Raw genomic sequence first — 16,149 nt, 5'->3', positions numbered from 1 at the left:
CATCGAGGACCACCATGAAACGAACACTGATCGCCGCCGCCCTGGCGGCCGCACTGGCGCTGCCCTGCGCCGCCGCCGACAGCGATGCCGCCGCGCCCGCGCGCGCCGCCGCCAGCGCCTTTCTGAGCCTGCTCGACAGCGCCAAATTCGGCGAAGCCTGGGAGAGCAGCGCCAAGCCCGTGCACAGCGCTGTCTCGCGCGACGGCTTCATCGCCGGCCTGCAGCAGCTGAAAGCCCAGATGCCGCCGCTGAAGGCGCGCGTGCCCGAATCGGCCACCCCGGCCAAGAACCTGCCGGGCGCGCCCGAAGGCGACTACCTGGTGCTGGTCAACCGGCTCGACTTCGAAGGCGGCGCCAGCGCGCGCGAACAACTGACCATCATGAAGGAAGCCGATGGCGCCTGGCGCGTGGTCGGCTACTTCGTGCGCTGAGCGATGTACGCCGCCGCCCCCGAGCTGCGCCCCTACCTGGCGGCCAGCCACTACATCGACTACGACGACCCCGACGTGGCCGCCTGCGCCGCCCGCCTGGCCGCAGGGGCCAGCTCGGTGGAAGAGGTGGCCGCGCGCTGCTTCAACTTCGTGCGCGACGAAATCCGCCACAGCTGGGACTATCGTCAGAACCCGGTGACCGTGCGCGCCTCCGACGTGCTGCGCCACGCGACCGGCTACTGCTACGCCAAGAGCCATCTGCTGGCGGCCCTGCTGCGCGCGAACGGCATCCCGGCCGGCCTGTGCTACCAGCGCCTGTCGCAGGGGACCAGCGGCCCGCCGTACTGCCTGCACGGCCTGAACGCCATCTACCTGCCGCAGTACGGCTGGTACCGCGTCGACGCGCGCGGCAACAAGCCCGGCGTCGATGCCCGCTTCACGCCGCCGCAGGAAGCGCTGGCCTTCCCGGTGCTCAGTCCCGACGAGCGCGATCTGCCCGAGATCTGGGCCGAGCCGCTGTCCCAGGTCACGTCCGTGCTCGAACGCGAGCCCGACGTGGCGGCCGTGTGCGCCAATCTGCCCGACGTGATGCTGCTGCCATGATCCACACGCTCGACACCGCGCGCCTGCTGCTGCGTCCCTGGGACGAGGCCTACGCCGCCCCGTTCGCGGCGCTGAATGCCGATCCCGAGGTGATGCGCCACTTCCCGGCCTGCCTGACGCGCGCCGAATCGGACGCCGTGATCGCCCGCTTTCGCGCCCATTTCGCCGAACATGGCTGGGGCAACTGGGCCGTGCTGCGGCGCGAGGATCAGGCCTTTCTCGGTTTCGTCGGCCTCAGCATCCCGCGCTTCACGCTACCGTTTTCGCCCTGCGTGGAAGTCGGCTGGCGCCTGATCCGCGCCGCCTGGGGCCAGGGCTACGCGAGCGAAGCTGCGCGCGCCAGCCTGGCCTTCGGTTTCGATACCCTCGGGCTGCAGGAGATCGTCTCCTTCACCGCCCTGGAAAACCAGCGCTCGCGCGCCGTGATGGAACGCATCGGCATGCGCAACAGCGGGCGCGATTTCGACCACCCCGCGCTGTCCCCGGGCCACCGCCTGCAGCGCCATTGCCTGTACACGATCACCCGACCGGAGCCGACATGAGCGACACCGCCCCCATCCGCCTGTGGAACCCGAACGCCGCCGCCTGCTGGAGCCTGTTTCTGACACCGGCCTTCGGCGCCTACCTACATATGCGCAACTGGGAAGCCATGAACGACCCGAAGGCGGCGATGCTGGCGCGCCGCTGGTTCCAGGCCAGCCTGGCGGTGCTGGCCATGAACCTCCTGCTCGGCATGGTCTTCGAGGAGAGCCGTGCGATCGACGCCTTCCTGCGCCTGTTCGGCCTCGCCTATCTGCTGACCTGGTACTTCAGCCATGGGCGCGTCCAGGTGCGCCACGTGCAGGACGTGTATGGCGACGACTATGTGCGCCAGCCCTGGGGCCGTGTGTTCGGCTATGCGCTGCTGGGCGTGCTCGCGTATTTCGGCGTCGCCTTCATCGTCGGCATGTTGTCCGCCCTCTACGACAGCTTCCGCCAATAAAAATCGGGGTCAGACCCCATTTATCCAGCGAGAAAAATGGGGTCTGACCCCATTTATCCGGCGGGCAAGCGGCGGTTCCGTTTTTCGGGCTAATCGTTTATACTGTTTAGCCTTTTTTGTCTCTGGAACCCGATTTGAAATCTGCCGCGAAAGCCAAGCCGGCCGCCAAGAAGAAGGCGGCGCCTGCCGTCAGGAAGCCGGTGCGTAAGCCGCGTGCCGCTGCCGAGCCGCTGGCGCCGGTGCGTCAGGCCCTGGTGCGCGACAGCTTCACCATGCCGGCCGACGAATATGCGGTGCTCGCGCGCGTCAAGGCGGCTTGCCTGAAGTCGGGCATCGATATCAAGAAGGCGGAGCTGCTGCGCGTGGCCTTCGCCTTGCTGGATAACGCCAGCCAGACCCAGATCCGGCGCTGCTTCGCGGCCCTGCCGCAGCTGAAGACGGGACGCCCGCCCAAGGCCTGACTGTCATCGGACTGCCATCGCGGCGTCACATTCCTGAAAAAATCGGTCCGTAGTCTGCTCCCAATAACACAGGGAGCTTGGACCATGGAACATCTGATCACCAGCGGCGGCCTGCGCGCCGCTTCTCCGAAACTGACGATTTCGCTGGCCAGCACGGAAGACGAAGTGCGCGAGGTCCAGCGTCTGCGCTATCAGGTCTTTATTGAGGACATGGGCCTGTCGGCCCTGGCCAACCCGGAGCGCCTGGACCGCGACGAATTCGACGCCGTCTGCGACCACCTGCTGGTGCGCGAATCCGAATCGCTGCGCGTGGTCGGCACCTACCGCCTGCTCAACCCGGCCGCCGCGCGCCGCCTCGGCCGCCTGTACTCGGAAAATGAATTCGATCTGGGCCGCCTCAATCACATCCGCGCGCGCCTGGTCGAAGCGGGCCGCGCTTGCATCCATCCGGATTTTCGCGGCGGCAGCGTGATCATGCTGCTGTGGTCGGGCCTGGCCGACTACATGCGCCGCCAGCAGTGCGATTTCCTGGTCGGCTGTGCCTCAATCAGCCTGGCCGATGGCGGCCACAATGCGATCGCCGTCTACCAGCAGCTGTGCGGCAGCCATCTGGCGCCGCATGAGTATCGGGTGACGCCGCATCTGCCGTTCCCGGTGGAACAGCTGGCGCCGGCGCCGCGTGCGCAGGTGCCGAGCTTGCTCAAGGGCTATATGCGTTCGGGGGCCTGGGTGGGCGGGGCGCCGGCTTGGGATCCCGATTTTGAAAGCGCCGATCTGTTTGTGATGATGCCAATGGCAAATCTCGACACGCGGGTGTCGCGGCATTACGGAATCTGAGGGGAAGAAGTACGGGGCAGGGTCTGGGCCCCGACGCCTTGCGCCTTAGTAAGGGCGAGGGGCCGGTGTCGGCGGGGTGGCAGCTGCCGCCGCCGTGAGCTCTTTCAGCTCTTTGATGCTGATGTCGGACTTTTCATGCATACGCAACAGGATCGTTGCGCCAACTGCCAACTTGCGATGGCGGATTTTGCTGATGATCGGCGGCTGCACCTCGAGCAGGCGGCAGAGCTCCGCGTCATTTTTCAGCTGCATTTTCTTGATGATGGTGTCCAGAAGGACATTCGGAATAAAGCTAGGGGGCTCGAGGGCGCGCGCTCGATTCATCGCCTCGATCAACTCCTGCTTTTTTTGTCGTGCACTCATACCTTTCTCCATACTAAGGCAGACACAGGGGCGGGTTTCGTCGATCTGTTTTCCCGTGATTATGTGTGAATATTTGTGGCTTCAGATCAACTTGGCTTGATGATACACTGGAAAATGTGTGTTTGGAGCATCATTGTTGATTAAAGCTCCAATCCTGCACTCAAAAAGCCGATTTTTCTGCAATCTGGAGGCCCAAACCGGTCAGAACGAGGGTTTTGTCGGCCATTTCGGCCGCCGCGGGGCTGTGCGTGACCATGATGACGGCGGCGTTTCGACGTTTTGTCTCCGCGCGCAATAGTTGGAGGATGTGGGAGGCGGTGTCGGGATCGAGGTTGCCGGTGGGCTCGTCGGCCAGCACCAGACCGGGCTCATGGACGAGGGCGCGGGCGATCGCCACGCGCTGCAGTTCGCCGCCGGACAGCTGGCGCGGGAAGTCCTGGCCGCGCGTGCCGAGGCCGACGGCCTCCAGCATCTGGGTTTCGCGCCCGAGCGGCAGACCATTGAGCAGCAGCGGCAGGGCCACGTTCTGCGCCAGCGTCAGATGGGGCAGCACATGGAAGGCCTGGAAGATGAAGCCGAGCCGGCGCCGGCGCAGCCGGGTCGAGCTGGCGTCATCCAGGCTGCCGACGGCCTGGCCATCGAGCAGCACCTGGCCGGCGTCGGGCGCATCGAGCCCGGCGATCAGATTCAGCAGCGTCGATTTGCCGACCCCGGAGTCGCCCATGATGGCGACGAATTCGCCCGGCGCGAAGCGGTGCGACAGGCCGCGCAGCACGCTGCGGCCCTGATAGGCTTTGTGCAGATCGACCAGTTCCAGCATCGGTAGTCCTTAACGCGTGAGCCAGCGGCGCAGCAGCACGCTGAGGCCGTCGACGGCCGCCACCAGCACCAGCATGGCCAGAATCACACTGGCCGCCGCCGGCATCTGAAACAGCGACAGGTGATATTTGAGCATCTGCCCGAGACCGCCGGCGCCCACCACGCCCAGCACGGCGGCGGCGCGGATATTGTTCTCCCAGCGGTACAGGGTGTAGGACAGCATCTGCGGCAGCGCCTGCGGCAGCGGCGCGTAGCAGAAGGCGGCGAGGCGGCCGGCGCCATGGATGCGCAGCGCCTGCTCCGGGGCCGGATCGAGATTTTCGAAGGCGTCGGCGAACAGGCGGCCCAGCACCCCGCTCGTGTGGCAGGCCAGGGCCAGGGTGCCGGCCATCGGACCGAGGCCGGCGGCCACCAGCAGCAGGGCGGCCCAGACCAGTTCCGGAATCGAGCGCAGCACGTTCAGCAGCAGGCGCGCCAGTGGCCGCAGGACGGCGCCGAAGCGGCCGGCCGCCGGCAGCGCCAGGAACAGGCCGGCCACGGCGGCCAGGCCGGTGCCCAGGGCCGACATGGCCAGGGTCTCGAGCGCGCCCACGGCCAGCTGGCCGAGGAAGGCGGGACTGTGGTCGGGCGGCGCGAAGCCGGCCAAAAATTCGCTCAGGCTGCGCAGCGCGTCGGGCTGAAACAGGGCGGCCAGCTGCAGATCGAGGCTGGCGAAGCTGGCCACGGCCAGCAGCAGCAGGCCGGCCGTCAGCAGCCAGGCGCCGAGGTCGCGCGGCGGCGCGGGCGGGCGCGTCATCCGAGTCTCCGGCGCAGGGCCTTGGACACCAGATCGGCCCCGGCCACCAGCAGAATAAACACCAGCAGCATGCTGGCCACTTCGCCGCCGGCCATCATGCGCGTCGATTCGTCCATGCGCTGACCAAGACCGCCGGCGCCGACGAAGCCCATCACGGCCGAACCGCGGATCGCGCATTCCCAGCGATACACGGTGTAGGACACCAGCTCGCCGGCCGCTTCGGGCAGGGCGCCGTAGAACAGGGCGCCCAGGCGCGAGGCGCCGTTCTGCAGCAGCGACTGGCAGGCGTGGGCGTTGGCCGCTTCGAAGATTTCGGCATACACCTTGCCCAGCATGCCGCAGTAGGTGAGGGCGATCGCCAGCACCCCGGCCGTCGGCCCGAGCCCGAGCAGGCGCACGAACAGCAGCGCCCAAACCAGCTCCGGCACGGAGCGCAGCAGCACCAGCAGCCAGCGCACGCTCTGGCGCGCCAGCGCGGGCAGGCGGTCCATGCGCGCGCGGCCCAGGCGCGAGACCGACAGCAGTTCGGTCGCCAGCAGCGTGGCCGGAATCGCGCCCAGCAGGGCCAGGGCCAGACCGGCGCTGGCGATCGCCACCGTGATCCAGGTCTCGCGCACCAGCATGGCGAGGAACTCGGCGTCATGGGCCGGGTGCAGGAAGTCGGCCAGGAAGTGGCCGGCCGCACGCAGGCTCTGGACGTCGAACAGCAGCCAGGGCTTGAACTCGCTGAACACCAGCATCGGCCACAGCAGGGCCAGGCCGAACACGGTCGCGCCCAGGCGCGGCCACAGGGCCGGATCGTGACGGGGAAACTCAGTAGCAGCCATCGATGCGGAAGGACGGGGTGGCGGCGCTGGCCGTGGCGGCAGCGTCGGCGGCGGCATTCTGATAGAGGGCGTCGATCATGGCGTCGCTGACGGCGGCGCTGGGGGCATCGAACACGATGCGGCCGGCGCGCAGGCCGACCAGGCGCGGGAAGGCGCGCCGCGCCAGATCGACCTGGTGCAGCGAGCAGACCAGGGCGGCGCCGCGCGCGGCCGCTTCCTGTTGCAGGGTATTCAGGGTCAGGCCGGCCAGGGTCGGGTCGAGCGCCGACAGGGGCTCGTCCACCAGCATCGCCTCGGCCTGCGACAGCAGCAGGCGCGCCAGGCCGCAGCGCTGGCGTTCGCCGCCGGACAGGCGGTCGACACGCGCATACAGTTTGTCGCCCAGGCCAAAGCGCTGCAGCGCCTCCCAGGCGGCCTGCGGATCTTCGGGGACCACCAGGCTTTTCAGCGCGCGCCCCAGCGACCAGTAGGGCAGACGCGCGGCCAGCACCGCCGTCACCACGCGCTGGCGCGGCGGCAGCGGCGGCGTTTGCGGCGCCAGGAACAAGCGCCGGCGCAGGGCCTGGCGCGCGGCCGGGGCCAGCGTCCACGGGTCCCGGCCGAACAGGCGCAGGCTGCCGCCGCTTGGCTCGTGGGCCGCGGCCAGCACGTGCAGCAGCGTGGTCTTGCCGGCGCCCGAGGGGCCGATCAGGGCCAGCTGCTCGCCTGGCGCGATCTCCAGGTCGAGGCCATCGAGCACCAGCGCGCCCTGGCCACGCTGGTGGTGGACGGCGAGCTGGCGCAACGCAAACAAGGACATCGGCTTACTTCAGCAGACCGGCGTTGTGGGCAGCGTCCTCGATGGCCTTGTAGTTCTCGGCCTTGGTGGGGATGAACTTGCTGGCCTTTTGCAGATCGAGGATGGCCTTGCCTTCGGCCGTGTTCGGGTCGAGGGCGAGGAAGGCATCGCTGATCTTCTTCTTCAGGGCCGCATCCATGTCGCTGCGCACGGTCCAGTTGTAGTCGTAGAAGCCGGGCGTGGTGAAGAACACGCGCACGACGGCCGGATCGACCTTCTTGGCTTCGACCAGCTTGTTCCAGACCGAGATATTCAGGGCGCCGGCATCGACCTTGCCGCCTGCAACCGCGGCCACGGTGGCGTCATGCGCGCCCGAGAAGGCGATGCGCTTCAGGTCTTTTTCCGGATTCAGCTTCGCCTGCAGCATGAAGTAGCGCGGCATCAGGTGGCCCGAGGTCGAGGACTCGGAACCGAAGGACAGGGTGCGGCCCTTCAGGTCGTCCAGCTTGTTGATGGTCTTGTCGGTGGTGATGAAGACCGATTTGAAGCTCTCGTCTTCGGCGCGCTGGACCAGGGGCTGTACCTGGCCGTGGCTGCGCAGCTTGGCCTGCACGAAGGTGAAGCCGCCGAACCAGACCATGTCGAGCTTCTTGTTGACCAGGCCTTCGACCGAGGCCGCGTAATCGGTCACGGGCACGAATTCGACCTTCAGGCCGGTGGCCTTGGCCAGGTATTCGCCCAGGGGCTTGAACTTGCGCTGCAGTTCGGTCGGCGCTTCGTCGGGGATGGCGGAGACTTTCAGGACGCCCGGGGTCACTTGGGCGAGGGCGGAACTGGCGGCCAGTGCAAGGCCGGCGGCCAGCACGAGGCGGCGCAGGATGGAAGTGCTCATGGAGTGTCAGGAATGATGGTGTGAAGTCGACAAACGGCGAGCAGCAAACGGGCGCTGCCCCGCCGGGCAAACCCATATCATAGCAAAAATTGTATCGCCAGTCCGGCCGGCGGGCCGCCTTTTTCCTCGTTTCTGGAGAGCGGAAGACCATGCCATTGCCCCACTCTGCGCAGCGCGAACTCGCGGCCGGCCTGCTGGCCGCGGCGCCTGCCATCTCCCCCAAGTATCTGTACGACGCGCTCGGCTCGCGCCTGTTCGAGGCCATCTGCGAACTGCCCGAGTACTACCTGACCCGGACCGAGGCCGCCATCGTGGCGCGCCATGGTCCGGCGCTGGCGGCCGCCATCGACCCCGGCTGCACCCTGATCGACCTGGGCGCCGGCAACTGCGCCAAGGCGGCCAGCCTGTTCCCGTTGCTGCATCCGGCCCAGTATGTGCCGGTCGATATCGCGGCCGATTTCCTCGCTGAGGCCGTGAACGGCCTGCGTCGCCGCTACCCGCATATCGAAATGACGCCGCTGGCACAGGACTTCTCGGCCACGCTGACGCTGCCGCCCACGGTGCGGGCGGCGCGCCGCGTGGTGTTCTATCCGGGTTCCTCGATCGGCAATTTCGATCCCGAGGCGGCGCTGACCCTGCTGCGCCAGGCGCGCGCCGCCCTCGGCGACGACGGCAGCCTGCTGCTCGGCGTCGATCTGGTCAAGCCGGCGCCGCTGCTGCAGGCGGCCTATGACGATGCGCTCGGCATCACGGCAGCCTTCAATCTCAATGTGCTGCGCCACGTGAACACGCTGCTCGGCAGCGACTTCGACCCGCGCCAGTGGCGCCATGTGGCCGCTTTCGATGGCGCCAGCGGCCGCGTCGAAATGCACCTCGAGGCGCGCGCGCCGCTCGACGTGCACTGGCCGGGCGGGGCGCGCCATTTCGAACCGGGCCAGCGCATCCACACCGAAAACAGCTACAAGTACACGCGCGAGCGCGCCGCCGGGCTGCTCGAACAGGCTGGCTTCGCCGTGCAAAGCGTGTGGCAGGATGGGGAGGGCTGGTTTGCCCTGATCCATGCGGCCGCCTTGCCGCAGGTGGGCGCATGGCACTGAGCGCGGCCTATGCCGCCGTGCGCCAGCATTCGCTGGCCCTGGCTGCGCCCTTGTCGGCCGAGGACTGCGCGGCCCAGTCGATGCCCGACGCCAGCCCGGTGAAATGGCATCTGGCCCACACCACCTGGTTTTACGAGACCTTTGTGCTGGGCGGGCGCGCGGCCTTCCATCCGGCCTTCCGCATGCTGTTCAACTCCTACTACCACGGGGTCGGTGCGCGCCACCCGCGCCCGCAGCGCGGCCTGCTCACGCGGCCCGACCTGCCCACCGTGCTGGCCTACCGCGCCGACGTCGACCGGCGCATGCAGGAGCTGATCGCAAGTGGCGCGGCCGACGCCGATCTGCTGACGCTCGGCCTGCAGCACGAGCAGCAGCACCAGGAGCTGATACTGACCGACGTGCTGCACCTGTTCAGCCAAAACCCGCTGGCGCCGGCCTATGGCGCACCACTGGCGCCCGCGGCCGCGCCGCCGGACGGCTGGCTGCAACTGGACGGCGGCCTGCATGCGATCGGCCACGCGGGCGCCGGCTTCTGTTTCGATAACGAGCTGCCGCGCCACCACGTGCATCTGGCGCCGTATGCGCTGGCGCGCCGTCTGGTCACGCAGGGCGAGTTTCTGGCCTTTGTGGAGGCGGGTGGCTACCGCGATCCCGCGCTCTGGCTGTCCGAGGGCTGGGACCGCGTACAGGCCGAGGACTGGCAGCATCCGCTGTACTGGCGGCGTGCCGAGAGCGGCGGCTGGCAGGTGTTTGGGCTGGGCGGCCTGCAGGCGCTCGACCCGGCGGCGCCGCTGCTGCATGTCTCGCTGTACGAGGCCGACGCCTATGCGCGCTGGGCCGGCGCGCGTCTGCCCACCGAGGCCGAATGGGAAGCCGCCAGCGGCCATCCCGGCCTGGCCCAGCTGGCCGACCAGGGCTGGCAATGGACGTCGAGCAGCTACGCGCCGTATCCCGGCTTTGCGCCGGCGCCTGGCGCCGTGGGCGAGTACAACGGCAAATTCATGGTCAACCAGTATGTGCTGCGCGGCGGCTCGCGCTACACGCCGCCGGGCCACGCGCGCCCCAGCTACCGCAACTTCTTTCCGGCCGGGGCGCGCTGGCAGTGCAGCGCCATCCGTCTGGCGCGCTAGGGCCGCTGCGGCGGCCGCACGATGCCCATGGCCAGATCGGGCGCCACGTCGGCCACGCCCGGCACCTGGCGCAACTGCGGCACCGCGCCCTCATCGGCCTCGCCGATGATCACGCCCACCTGTTCCATCACATCGATCACCACCAGGCCGGCGCTGCGCAGGGCCGCCGCCACCTGGGCAGCCGGCAGACGGCCATCGAGGGTAATAATCCAGCGCGCCATCGTCGTCCTCCTTACGGTGCCTGCACCAGGCCCTTGCCCACGCGGGCCGGGGCGAAGGGCAGGGTTTTGGCCGTGGCCATCAGCTTGTTCCACAGGGCCTGGCCGCGCAGGCTGGCATTGGTCTCGGCCCACAGCGCCGCCACCCCGGCCACATGCGGGGCCGCCATGCTGGTGCCGCTGTAGATCGCGTAGCGGCGCGGCAGCGGCACCGAGGAGAACACATCGCGCCCCGGCGCCGCCAGTTCGATCTTGCCGAAATTGGAGAAGGACGAAGGCGACAGGTTGGGGTCGAGCGCGGCGATCGACATGATGGTCGGCGAGTTGGCCGGGGCCCCGGTCTGGGCGCTGGCATTGCCGGCCGCGGCGATCATCAGACAGCCGGCCGCCAGCGCTGCCTGGCCGGCCGCCGTGAAGGCCGCCTGCACCGGCGACTGCGCCCCGAGCGACATCGAAATCACCGCGCAGCGCTGGGCGATGGCCCAGTTCATCCCGGCCAGCACCGTGGCCGTGCTGCCGGAACCGGCATTGGTCAGCACCTTGCCCGCGAAGATCTGCGAGCGGAAGGCGATGCCGTAGCGCGGTGTGGAGCCCGGCGGCGTCTTGGTGCCGGTGGCGGTGCCGGTGGTGTGGGTGCCGTGCGAATTGCCATCCTGGACCGGCTGGCCGACGAAGCTCTTGCCGGTGATACTGCGGCCGGCGAAGTCCGGGTGGTTCAGATCTAGGCCGGTATCGAGGATGGCGACGCGGATGCCGACCCCGCTGCGGCAGCTGTCCGGCACCTTGCAGGCGGCCAGGCCCCAGGTCACGCCCAGCACCTCGGGCTGCAGCTCCTGCTCCTGGCGCTGGCCGCCCAGGTCGCGCGTGATGGTCTCGACGGCGCGCATGAAGCCGCGCAGATAGTCGTTCGCGGTGTCGCCGGCAAAGACGAAGTATTCGGGTTCGATCGCTTCGAACGGGCTCTCGGGCGGGATCTCGTGGTGCGGGGTCAGGCCGTGCTCCAGGCACTTGGCGCCGCAGCCGAGCAGGGCGCCGATCTCCGGGAACACCACGGCATCGGCATCGCCCAGCGCCTCGGTCACGATGGCCTGATGCTCGAAGTCGCGCGCGTCGGCGATGCGAAAGCCCTTCTCGCGCAGGGTCTTCACGCCGTCATCGAGGGCGGCGCCCTTGCAGGTGAGGATCGTGCGGCCGGTCTCGAAACTCTGGTCGGCGCGCTCCTGCGCGGCCTGCAGCAGTTCGTCGACCGAGGCGCTGACGCGCGTCAGGTGGTGGGCAGAATCGGTGGTGGGTTTGCTCGGTTTGGCCATGGCCTTCTCCTTGAGATCGATGGGCGGGGGCGCAGCCGCCTTGGCGCGCCGCCTGCCATTAAAGGCTGCGCGGCCAGGGCGCGCCATCGAAAACGGCAGCGCGCTTGCGCCGTCTCAAGGGACTTATCAACTTGGTATGCGCTGGCTTAGGAAGCCGCGCCCGCGCTTCACGCGCTGCGCGGCGGGTGCAGGATGGCGCTTTCGAGTTCGTCGAAGGCGTCCAGCACATACTGGCCGAGCGACTTCAGATTCGGCAGCACGTCGGTGGCGATCAGGCCGAAATACAGCTCGCCCGCATAGCTGAACAGGGTGATGTTCAGCAGGTTCGATGGCGGCAGCGTCGACATCGGGTGCATCTCCACCATCTTGGCGCCCTTGATGTAGCGGTGCTCCTTCGGTCCCGGCACATTCGACACCAGCGTATTCCCGGTCGGCGGCGCCTGGTCGGACAGCTTGAGCATCTCCGCGATCTGGCCGAACAGGCCCATGACGATGGTGTAGGTCTCGATCGCCGCCGGCACCACGGCGTCGACCATCACGCGCACATTCCGCAGCGAGAAGCCGATATTCCGCAGGCGCACGTAAGGGTCCTCGGTCGGCGGCGACAGCTCGACGAGGATGATGCCGATCTTGTTCCCCTGCGTCTTCTCGCCTTCGCGCCGCAGGTTCACCGGCATCTGGATCACGATCGGCTGGTTCAGGGCGGCGCCCTGTTCCTGCAGATAGCGGTGCAGGGCGCCATCGAGGCAGGTCAGGGCCACATGATTGAGGGTCGAGCGCGTCATCGCCTGGATGCGCTTGACCCGCTCCATGCGCACCCCGACGGCGGTGAACTGGCGGCCCGCCGTCACCTGGCCCGTGAGCGGCGTGTGCGGACTGGCGACAAAGGGCAGGGCGATGGCGTTCTTGGTTAGCTTGACCGTCTCCAGCAGCAGCATGGCCGTCAGGCGCGCCACCCCGAACAGCTGAAAGCCCCAGCCTTTGAGCTTGCCGAGCGCCGCGCCGACGGCTTCGTCCTGCACCTTGCGCAGGCGCGCCTTGCCCGTCCCGTGCTGGCGGATGCTCCAGATCGGGCGCAGCTCGGGGTCATCGGGCGAGTCGGACAGGCTGGTCGAGGTCCAGCGCGACATCGTCATGCCGTCCGCGTAGGCGTGGTGGATGCGCTGGTAGATGGCGAAGTGGCCGTCCCACAGATTGTCGATCACATGCAGCTCCCACAGCGGACGCTCGCGCTCGAGCACCGGCTCGTGCAGGCGGGCGGCAAAGGCATACAGCTCGTCGCGCCCGTTCACGCCTTTTTCAAGCCGGTGGTAGAAGATGTGCTGGTTCAGATCGACCTCCACTTCGCGCCAGCGCGGCATCCCGCTGCTGACGTTAAAGTCGATCACGCGGTTGAAGGGCGCATGCACCTCGGTGTGGGTCAGGTACTCCTCATACAGCTTGCGCGCGAAACTGCTGCGCGCGCGCGGCGGACGCTTGAGAATCAGCAGGCCGGCCACGTGCTTCGGGCTGGCGTGCGATTCGGCGATGAAGAAAGCCAGGTCCAGCAGGGACAGTTTGCTCATGGCGCGCGCACTCACGGAATAGCGGAAGCCCAGTATCGGGGCCGCGCGCGGCGCAGGTCAAGCCGCAGTGCACAAGGGCTGGCGCGTCTGCTCCAGCAGCCAGCGCGTGAACAGCTTGATCTTCTCCTCGTGCAGGCGGCTGCGCGCGCACACGATCCAGAAGGCATACGGGTTCTCGAGTTCCAGCGCCAGCGGTTTCACCAGGCGCCCCTCGGCCAGATCGCGCTCGACCAGCGGGGCCGGCGCCAGCGCCACGCCATGCCCGGCCAGCGCCGCCTCCAGCGCCATGTAGATGGCCGAAAAGTGCGGACCGCGGTCGGCGTCGATGCCGCGCAGGCGCGCCGCCGCCACCCATTCCGCCCAGTGCGGCGGACGCGGATTGCTCAAGGCGCTGTTGTAGTGGATCAGGGTGTGCTGGCGCAGATCGGCCGGTTTTTTCAGCGGCAGGCGGCGCAGCAGCTGCGGGCTGCAGACCGGATGAATCGGCGCCGCCATCCAGAAGCGTGCGTGCTGGCCCTTGTACTTGCCCATCCCGTAGCGCAGCGCGATATCGACCTCGCCGCGGTTCAGATCGACCAGCGCGTCTTCCGACTCCATGCGGATGCGCCACTGCGGATAGCGCGCCTCGAAGTCCGGCAGGCGCGGCGCCAGCCACTTGGCCGCCAGCGAAGGCATGGCGCTGAGGGTGAGGGTGCCGGCATCGCGCTGTCGCTTCGGATCGAGCGCATCCTCCAGCTGCTGGAACAGCGGCTGCAGCGTGGCGGCCAGGCGCGTGCCCGCCTCGGTCAGCGCCACGGCGCGGTTCAGACGCACGAACAGCGGCGTGTCGAGGTATTCCTCGAGGCGCTTGACCTGGTGGCTGATGGCCGTCGGCGTCACGTGCAGCTCCTGCGCGGCCTTCAGGAAGCTCAGATGGCGCGCGGCCGCTTCGAAAGCGCGGGCGGCCACCAGCGGCGGATTGCGGCGTTCACTCATGCGCCCATCTTACATCAGATGACAGAAATTCATCTGAAGCGCAAAAGCTTTCGTTTGTCGCGTCCGCCAGCGCTTTCTAAGATGGCCCCATCACTTCCCGAAGGAGCACACCATGAACACCTGCTGCAATCCCAAGGCCGGCGCCATCCCCACCCAGCGCGGTTTCGACTGGGCCGCCTTCTGGCGCGCCCTCGGCCGCATCGCCTGCCAGATGCTGCAGCGCGGCCGTTAAGCCGCCGCGCGCTGCGGCTGGCGGGCCAGCTCGCGGTTCACGGCCGACAGCACCGCTTTGAACGAGGCCGTCACGATATTGGCATCGATGGCGGCGCCGAAGCGGGTCGGCCCGTCGCCCAGACGCAGCTCCACGTAGCAGGCCGCGCGCGCATTGGCGCCGCTGCCGATCGCATGCTCGTGGTAGTCCATCAGACGGATGTCCAGACCGAGCGCGTTGACGAAGGCATCGATCGGGCCATTGCCGCCACCCTGCAGATGTTCGACCTGCTTGTCGCGCAGGATGCTGATCTCGGCCTGCACCGGCTCATCGCTGTCCGAGTCCTCCACCAGCTTGTGGCTGACGTAGGCATAGGGCGCGCTGGCCTCAAAGTATTCGCGGCTGAAGATGGCGTGGATATCGGCCGCCGAGATTTCGCGGCCGCTCGCATCGGCCACCTGCTGCACGGCGCGGGAGAACTCGATCTGCAGGCGGCGCGGCAGCTGCAGGCCGTATTCCTGTTCGAGCAGGTAGGCCATGCCGCCCTTGCCCGACTGGCTGTTCACGCGGATCACCGCATCGTAGCTGCGGCCCAGGTCCTGCGGATCGATCGGCAGATACGGGATCTCCCACAGCGCGCCCGGCTGCTGCTTGGCGAAGCCCTTCTTGATCGCGTCCTGGTGCGAGCCCGAGAAGGCCGTGAACACCAGGTCGCCCACATACGGATGGCGCGGATGCACGGGCAGCTGGTTGCAGTCCTCGACCACCTGGCGCACCGCGTCGATATCCGAGAAGTCCAGGCCCGGGTGCACACCCTGGGTGTAGAGGTTCAGGGCCAGGGTCACCAGATCGACATTCCCGGTGCGCTCGCCATTCCCGAACAGGCAGCCCTCGACCCGCTCCGCGCCCGCCATCACGGCCAGTTCGGCGGCGGCGACGGCCGTCCCACGGTCATTATGCGGATGGACGCTGATGATGATGCTGTCGCGCCGATCGAGTTTGCGGCTCATCCACTCGATCTGATCGGCGTAGACATTCGGCGTGGCCGCTTCCACCGTCGCCGGCAGATTGATGATCATCTTCTTGTGCGGGGTCGGTTGCCAGATGGCCGAGACGGCGTCGCAGATATGCTTGGCGAAGTCCAGCTCCGTGGTCGAGAAGGACTCCGGCGTGTACTCGAAGCCCCATTCCGTCTGCGGGTGCTGGGCGACCAGGGACTTGACCAGGCGCGTGCCGCTGGTGGCGATATCGACGATGTCCTCGCGCGAGGCGCCGAACACCACCTTGCGGAAGACCGGGGCCGTCGAGTTATACAAGTGGACGATGGCGCGGCGCGCGCCGACGCAGGCGTCGACGGTGCGGCGGATCAGTTCCTCGCGCGACTGGGTCAGCACGATGATGGTCACGTCCTCCGGGATGCGGTTTTCCTCGATCAGCTTGCGCACGAAGTCGAAGTCCGTTTGCGAGGCCGAGGGGAAGCCGACTTCGATCTCCTTCAGGCCGATCTGCAGCAGCATTTCGAACATGCGCAGCTTCTTCTCCACGCTCATCGGTTCGATCAGGGCCTGGTTACCGTCGCGCAGGTCGGTGCTCATCCAGACCGGCGCGGCCGAGATGGTTTGCGAGGGCCAGCGGCGATCCACAAGGTCGACGGCGGGGAAGGGGTGGTATTTGGCGGCAGGGTTCTTCAACATCATTTGGCAACTCCAAAGCAAGGGCGACAGACAGAGGGGGGCTGTGGCGGACGGGCTGCCAGGCGGCCACGGGAACGCAAGGCCTGGCAACCGCGGCTTAGGTGTAGCAGGGACGACGTGAAGGAGCTGAAGAGAGACATTGTGAAGCCACATTCCGTAT

19 protein-coding genes are annotated in these 16,149 nt (G+C 67.8%); 8 read left to right on the top strand and 11 right to left on the bottom strand.

Annotation, left to right across the window (positions count from 1 at the left end; genetic code table 11):
• The first annotated feature begins 14 nt into the window (after positions 1-14).
• The 6 genes from LZ005_RS08010 (at position 15) to LZ005_RS07985 (ending at position 3,314) form a co-directional block, all read left to right on the top strand.
• Positions 15-431: a DUF4019 domain-containing protein gene (locus tag LZ005_RS08010; RefSeq protein ID WP_237806465.1), complete on the top strand. Its 417-nt coding sequence runs from the start codon at positions 15-17 to the stop codon at positions 429-431.
• A gap of 3 nt (positions 432-434) precedes the next feature.
• Positions 435-1,034, top strand: coding sequence for a transglutaminase family protein (locus LZ005_RS08005; RefSeq protein ID WP_237806463.1), 600 nt, complete (start codon positions 435-437; stop codon positions 1,032-1,034).
• Positions 1,031-1,576 carry a GNAT family N-acetyltransferase gene (locus LZ005_RS08000; RefSeq protein ID WP_237806461.1) on the top strand — a complete coding sequence of 182 codons (546 nt, stop codon included), beginning with the start codon at positions 1,031-1,033 and terminating at the stop codon, positions 1,574-1,576. Before LZ005_RS08005 ends, LZ005_RS08000 begins: the two co-directional genes overlap by 4 nt.
• The gene (locus tag LZ005_RS07995; protein ID WP_237806459.1) at positions 1,573-2,016 is read left to right on the top strand and encodes a hypothetical protein; all 444 of its coding nucleotides are present in this window, start codon (positions 1,573-1,575) and stop codon (positions 2,014-2,016) included. The genes LZ005_RS08000 and LZ005_RS07995 overlap by 4 nt, the downstream gene beginning before the upstream one ends.
• Before the next feature lie 134 nt (positions 2,017-2,150).
• On the top strand, positions 2,151-2,477 hold the full coding sequence (locus LZ005_RS07990; protein ID WP_237806457.1) for a hypothetical protein: 327 nt from the start codon (positions 2,151-2,153) through the stop codon (positions 2,475-2,477).
• 84 nt (positions 2,478-2,561) lie between these two features.
• Complete coding sequence (locus LZ005_RS07985; RefSeq protein ID WP_237806456.1) at positions 2,562-3,314, top strand: GNAT family N-acetyltransferase; 753 nt, start codon at positions 2,562-2,564, stop codon at positions 3,312-3,314.
• A 45-nt stretch (positions 3,315-3,359) separates the two neighbouring features.
• On the opposite strand, the gene LZ005_RS07980 is transcribed toward LZ005_RS07985, so the two are convergent.
• The 6 genes from LZ005_RS07980 to LZ005_RS07955 form a co-directional block, all read right to left on the bottom strand.
• The gene (locus tag LZ005_RS07980) at positions 3,360-3,677 is read right to left on the bottom strand and encodes a hypothetical protein (protein ID WP_237806454.1); all 318 of its coding nucleotides are present in this window, start codon (positions 3,675-3,677) and stop codon (positions 3,360-3,362) included.
• Between the two features lie 160 nt (positions 3,678-3,837).
• Entirely contained in the window at positions 3,838-4,497 is a 660-nt protein-coding gene (locus LZ005_RS07975) for an ABC transporter ATP-binding protein (RefSeq protein WP_237806452.1), read from the bottom strand.
• A gap of 9 nt (positions 4,498-4,506) precedes the next feature.
• Positions 4,507-5,292 (bottom strand): phosphonate ABC transporter, permease protein PhnE, encoded by a 786-nt coding sequence (gene phnE, locus LZ005_RS07970; RefSeq protein WP_237806449.1) that lies wholly within the window; start codon positions 5,290-5,292, stop codon positions 4,507-4,509.
• On the bottom strand, positions 5,289-6,119 hold the full coding sequence (locus tag LZ005_RS07965) for an ABC transporter permease (RefSeq protein WP_237806447.1): 831 nt from the start codon (positions 6,117-6,119) through the stop codon (positions 5,289-5,291). Before LZ005_RS07965 ends, phnE begins: the two co-directional genes overlap by 4 nt.
• On the bottom strand, positions 6,106-6,918 hold the full coding sequence (locus LZ005_RS07960; protein ID WP_237806445.1) for a phosphonate ABC transporter ATP-binding protein: 813 nt from the start codon (positions 6,916-6,918) through the stop codon (positions 6,106-6,108). Before LZ005_RS07960 ends, LZ005_RS07965 begins: the two co-directional genes overlap by 14 nt.
• A gap of 4 nt (positions 6,919-6,922) precedes the next feature.
• The gene (locus LZ005_RS07955) at positions 6,923-7,789 is read right to left on the bottom strand and encodes a putative selenate ABC transporter substrate-binding protein (RefSeq protein ID WP_237806443.1); all 867 of its coding nucleotides are present in this window, start codon (positions 7,787-7,789) and stop codon (positions 6,923-6,925) included.
• Positions 7,790-7,938: 149 nt separating this feature from the next.
• On the opposite strand from LZ005_RS07955, the gene egtD reads away from it, so the two are divergent.
• Both egtD and egtB read left to right on the top strand, forming a co-directional pair.
• Entirely contained in the window at positions 7,939-8,886 is a 948-nt protein-coding gene (gene egtD / locus LZ005_RS07950) for an L-histidine N(alpha)-methyltransferase (protein WP_237806441.1), read from the top strand.
• Positions 8,877-10,016, top strand: coding sequence for an ergothioneine biosynthesis protein EgtB (gene egtB, locus LZ005_RS07945; RefSeq protein ID WP_237806439.1), 1,140 nt, complete (start codon positions 8,877-8,879; stop codon positions 10,014-10,016). Before egtD ends, egtB begins: the two co-directional genes overlap by 10 nt.
• Here egtB and LZ005_RS07940 read toward each other — a convergent pair.
• The 5 genes from LZ005_RS07940 to leuA form a co-directional block, all read right to left on the bottom strand.
• Positions 10,013-10,237, bottom strand: a complete 225-nt coding sequence (locus LZ005_RS07940; protein WP_237806437.1) for a hypothetical protein — start codon at positions 10,235-10,237, stop codon at positions 10,013-10,015. The genes egtB and LZ005_RS07940 overlap by 4 nt on opposite strands.
• A gap of 11 nt (positions 10,238-10,248) precedes the next feature.
• Positions 10,249-11,544 (bottom strand): S8 family serine peptidase, encoded by a 1,296-nt coding sequence (locus tag LZ005_RS07935; protein ID WP_237806435.1) that lies wholly within the window; start codon positions 11,542-11,544, stop codon positions 10,249-10,251.
• Between the two features lie 167 nt (positions 11,545-11,711).
• On the bottom strand, positions 11,712-13,109 hold the full coding sequence (locus LZ005_RS07930; protein WP_237806433.1) for a wax ester/triacylglycerol synthase family O-acyltransferase: 1,398 nt from the start codon (positions 13,107-13,109) through the stop codon (positions 11,712-11,714).
• A gap of 57 nt (positions 13,110-13,166) precedes the next feature.
• Positions 13,167-14,084, bottom strand: coding sequence for a transcriptional regulator GcvA (gene gcvA / locus LZ005_RS07925; RefSeq protein WP_237806431.1), 918 nt, complete (start codon positions 14,082-14,084; stop codon positions 13,167-13,169).
• Between the two features lie 228 nt (positions 14,085-14,312).
• Complete coding sequence (gene leuA, locus LZ005_RS07920; protein WP_237806429.1) at positions 14,313-15,992, bottom strand: 2-isopropylmalate synthase; 1,680 nt, start codon at positions 15,990-15,992, stop codon at positions 14,313-14,315.
• Positions 15,993-16,149: the final 157 nt, after the last annotated feature.

Source organism: Massilia sp. TS11 (assembly GCF_022012445.1).
Lineage (GTDB): Bacteria > Pseudomonadota > Gammaproteobacteria > Burkholderiales > Burkholderiaceae_D > Telluria.
This window is presented reverse-complemented; position numbering and strand designations above follow the sequence as displayed.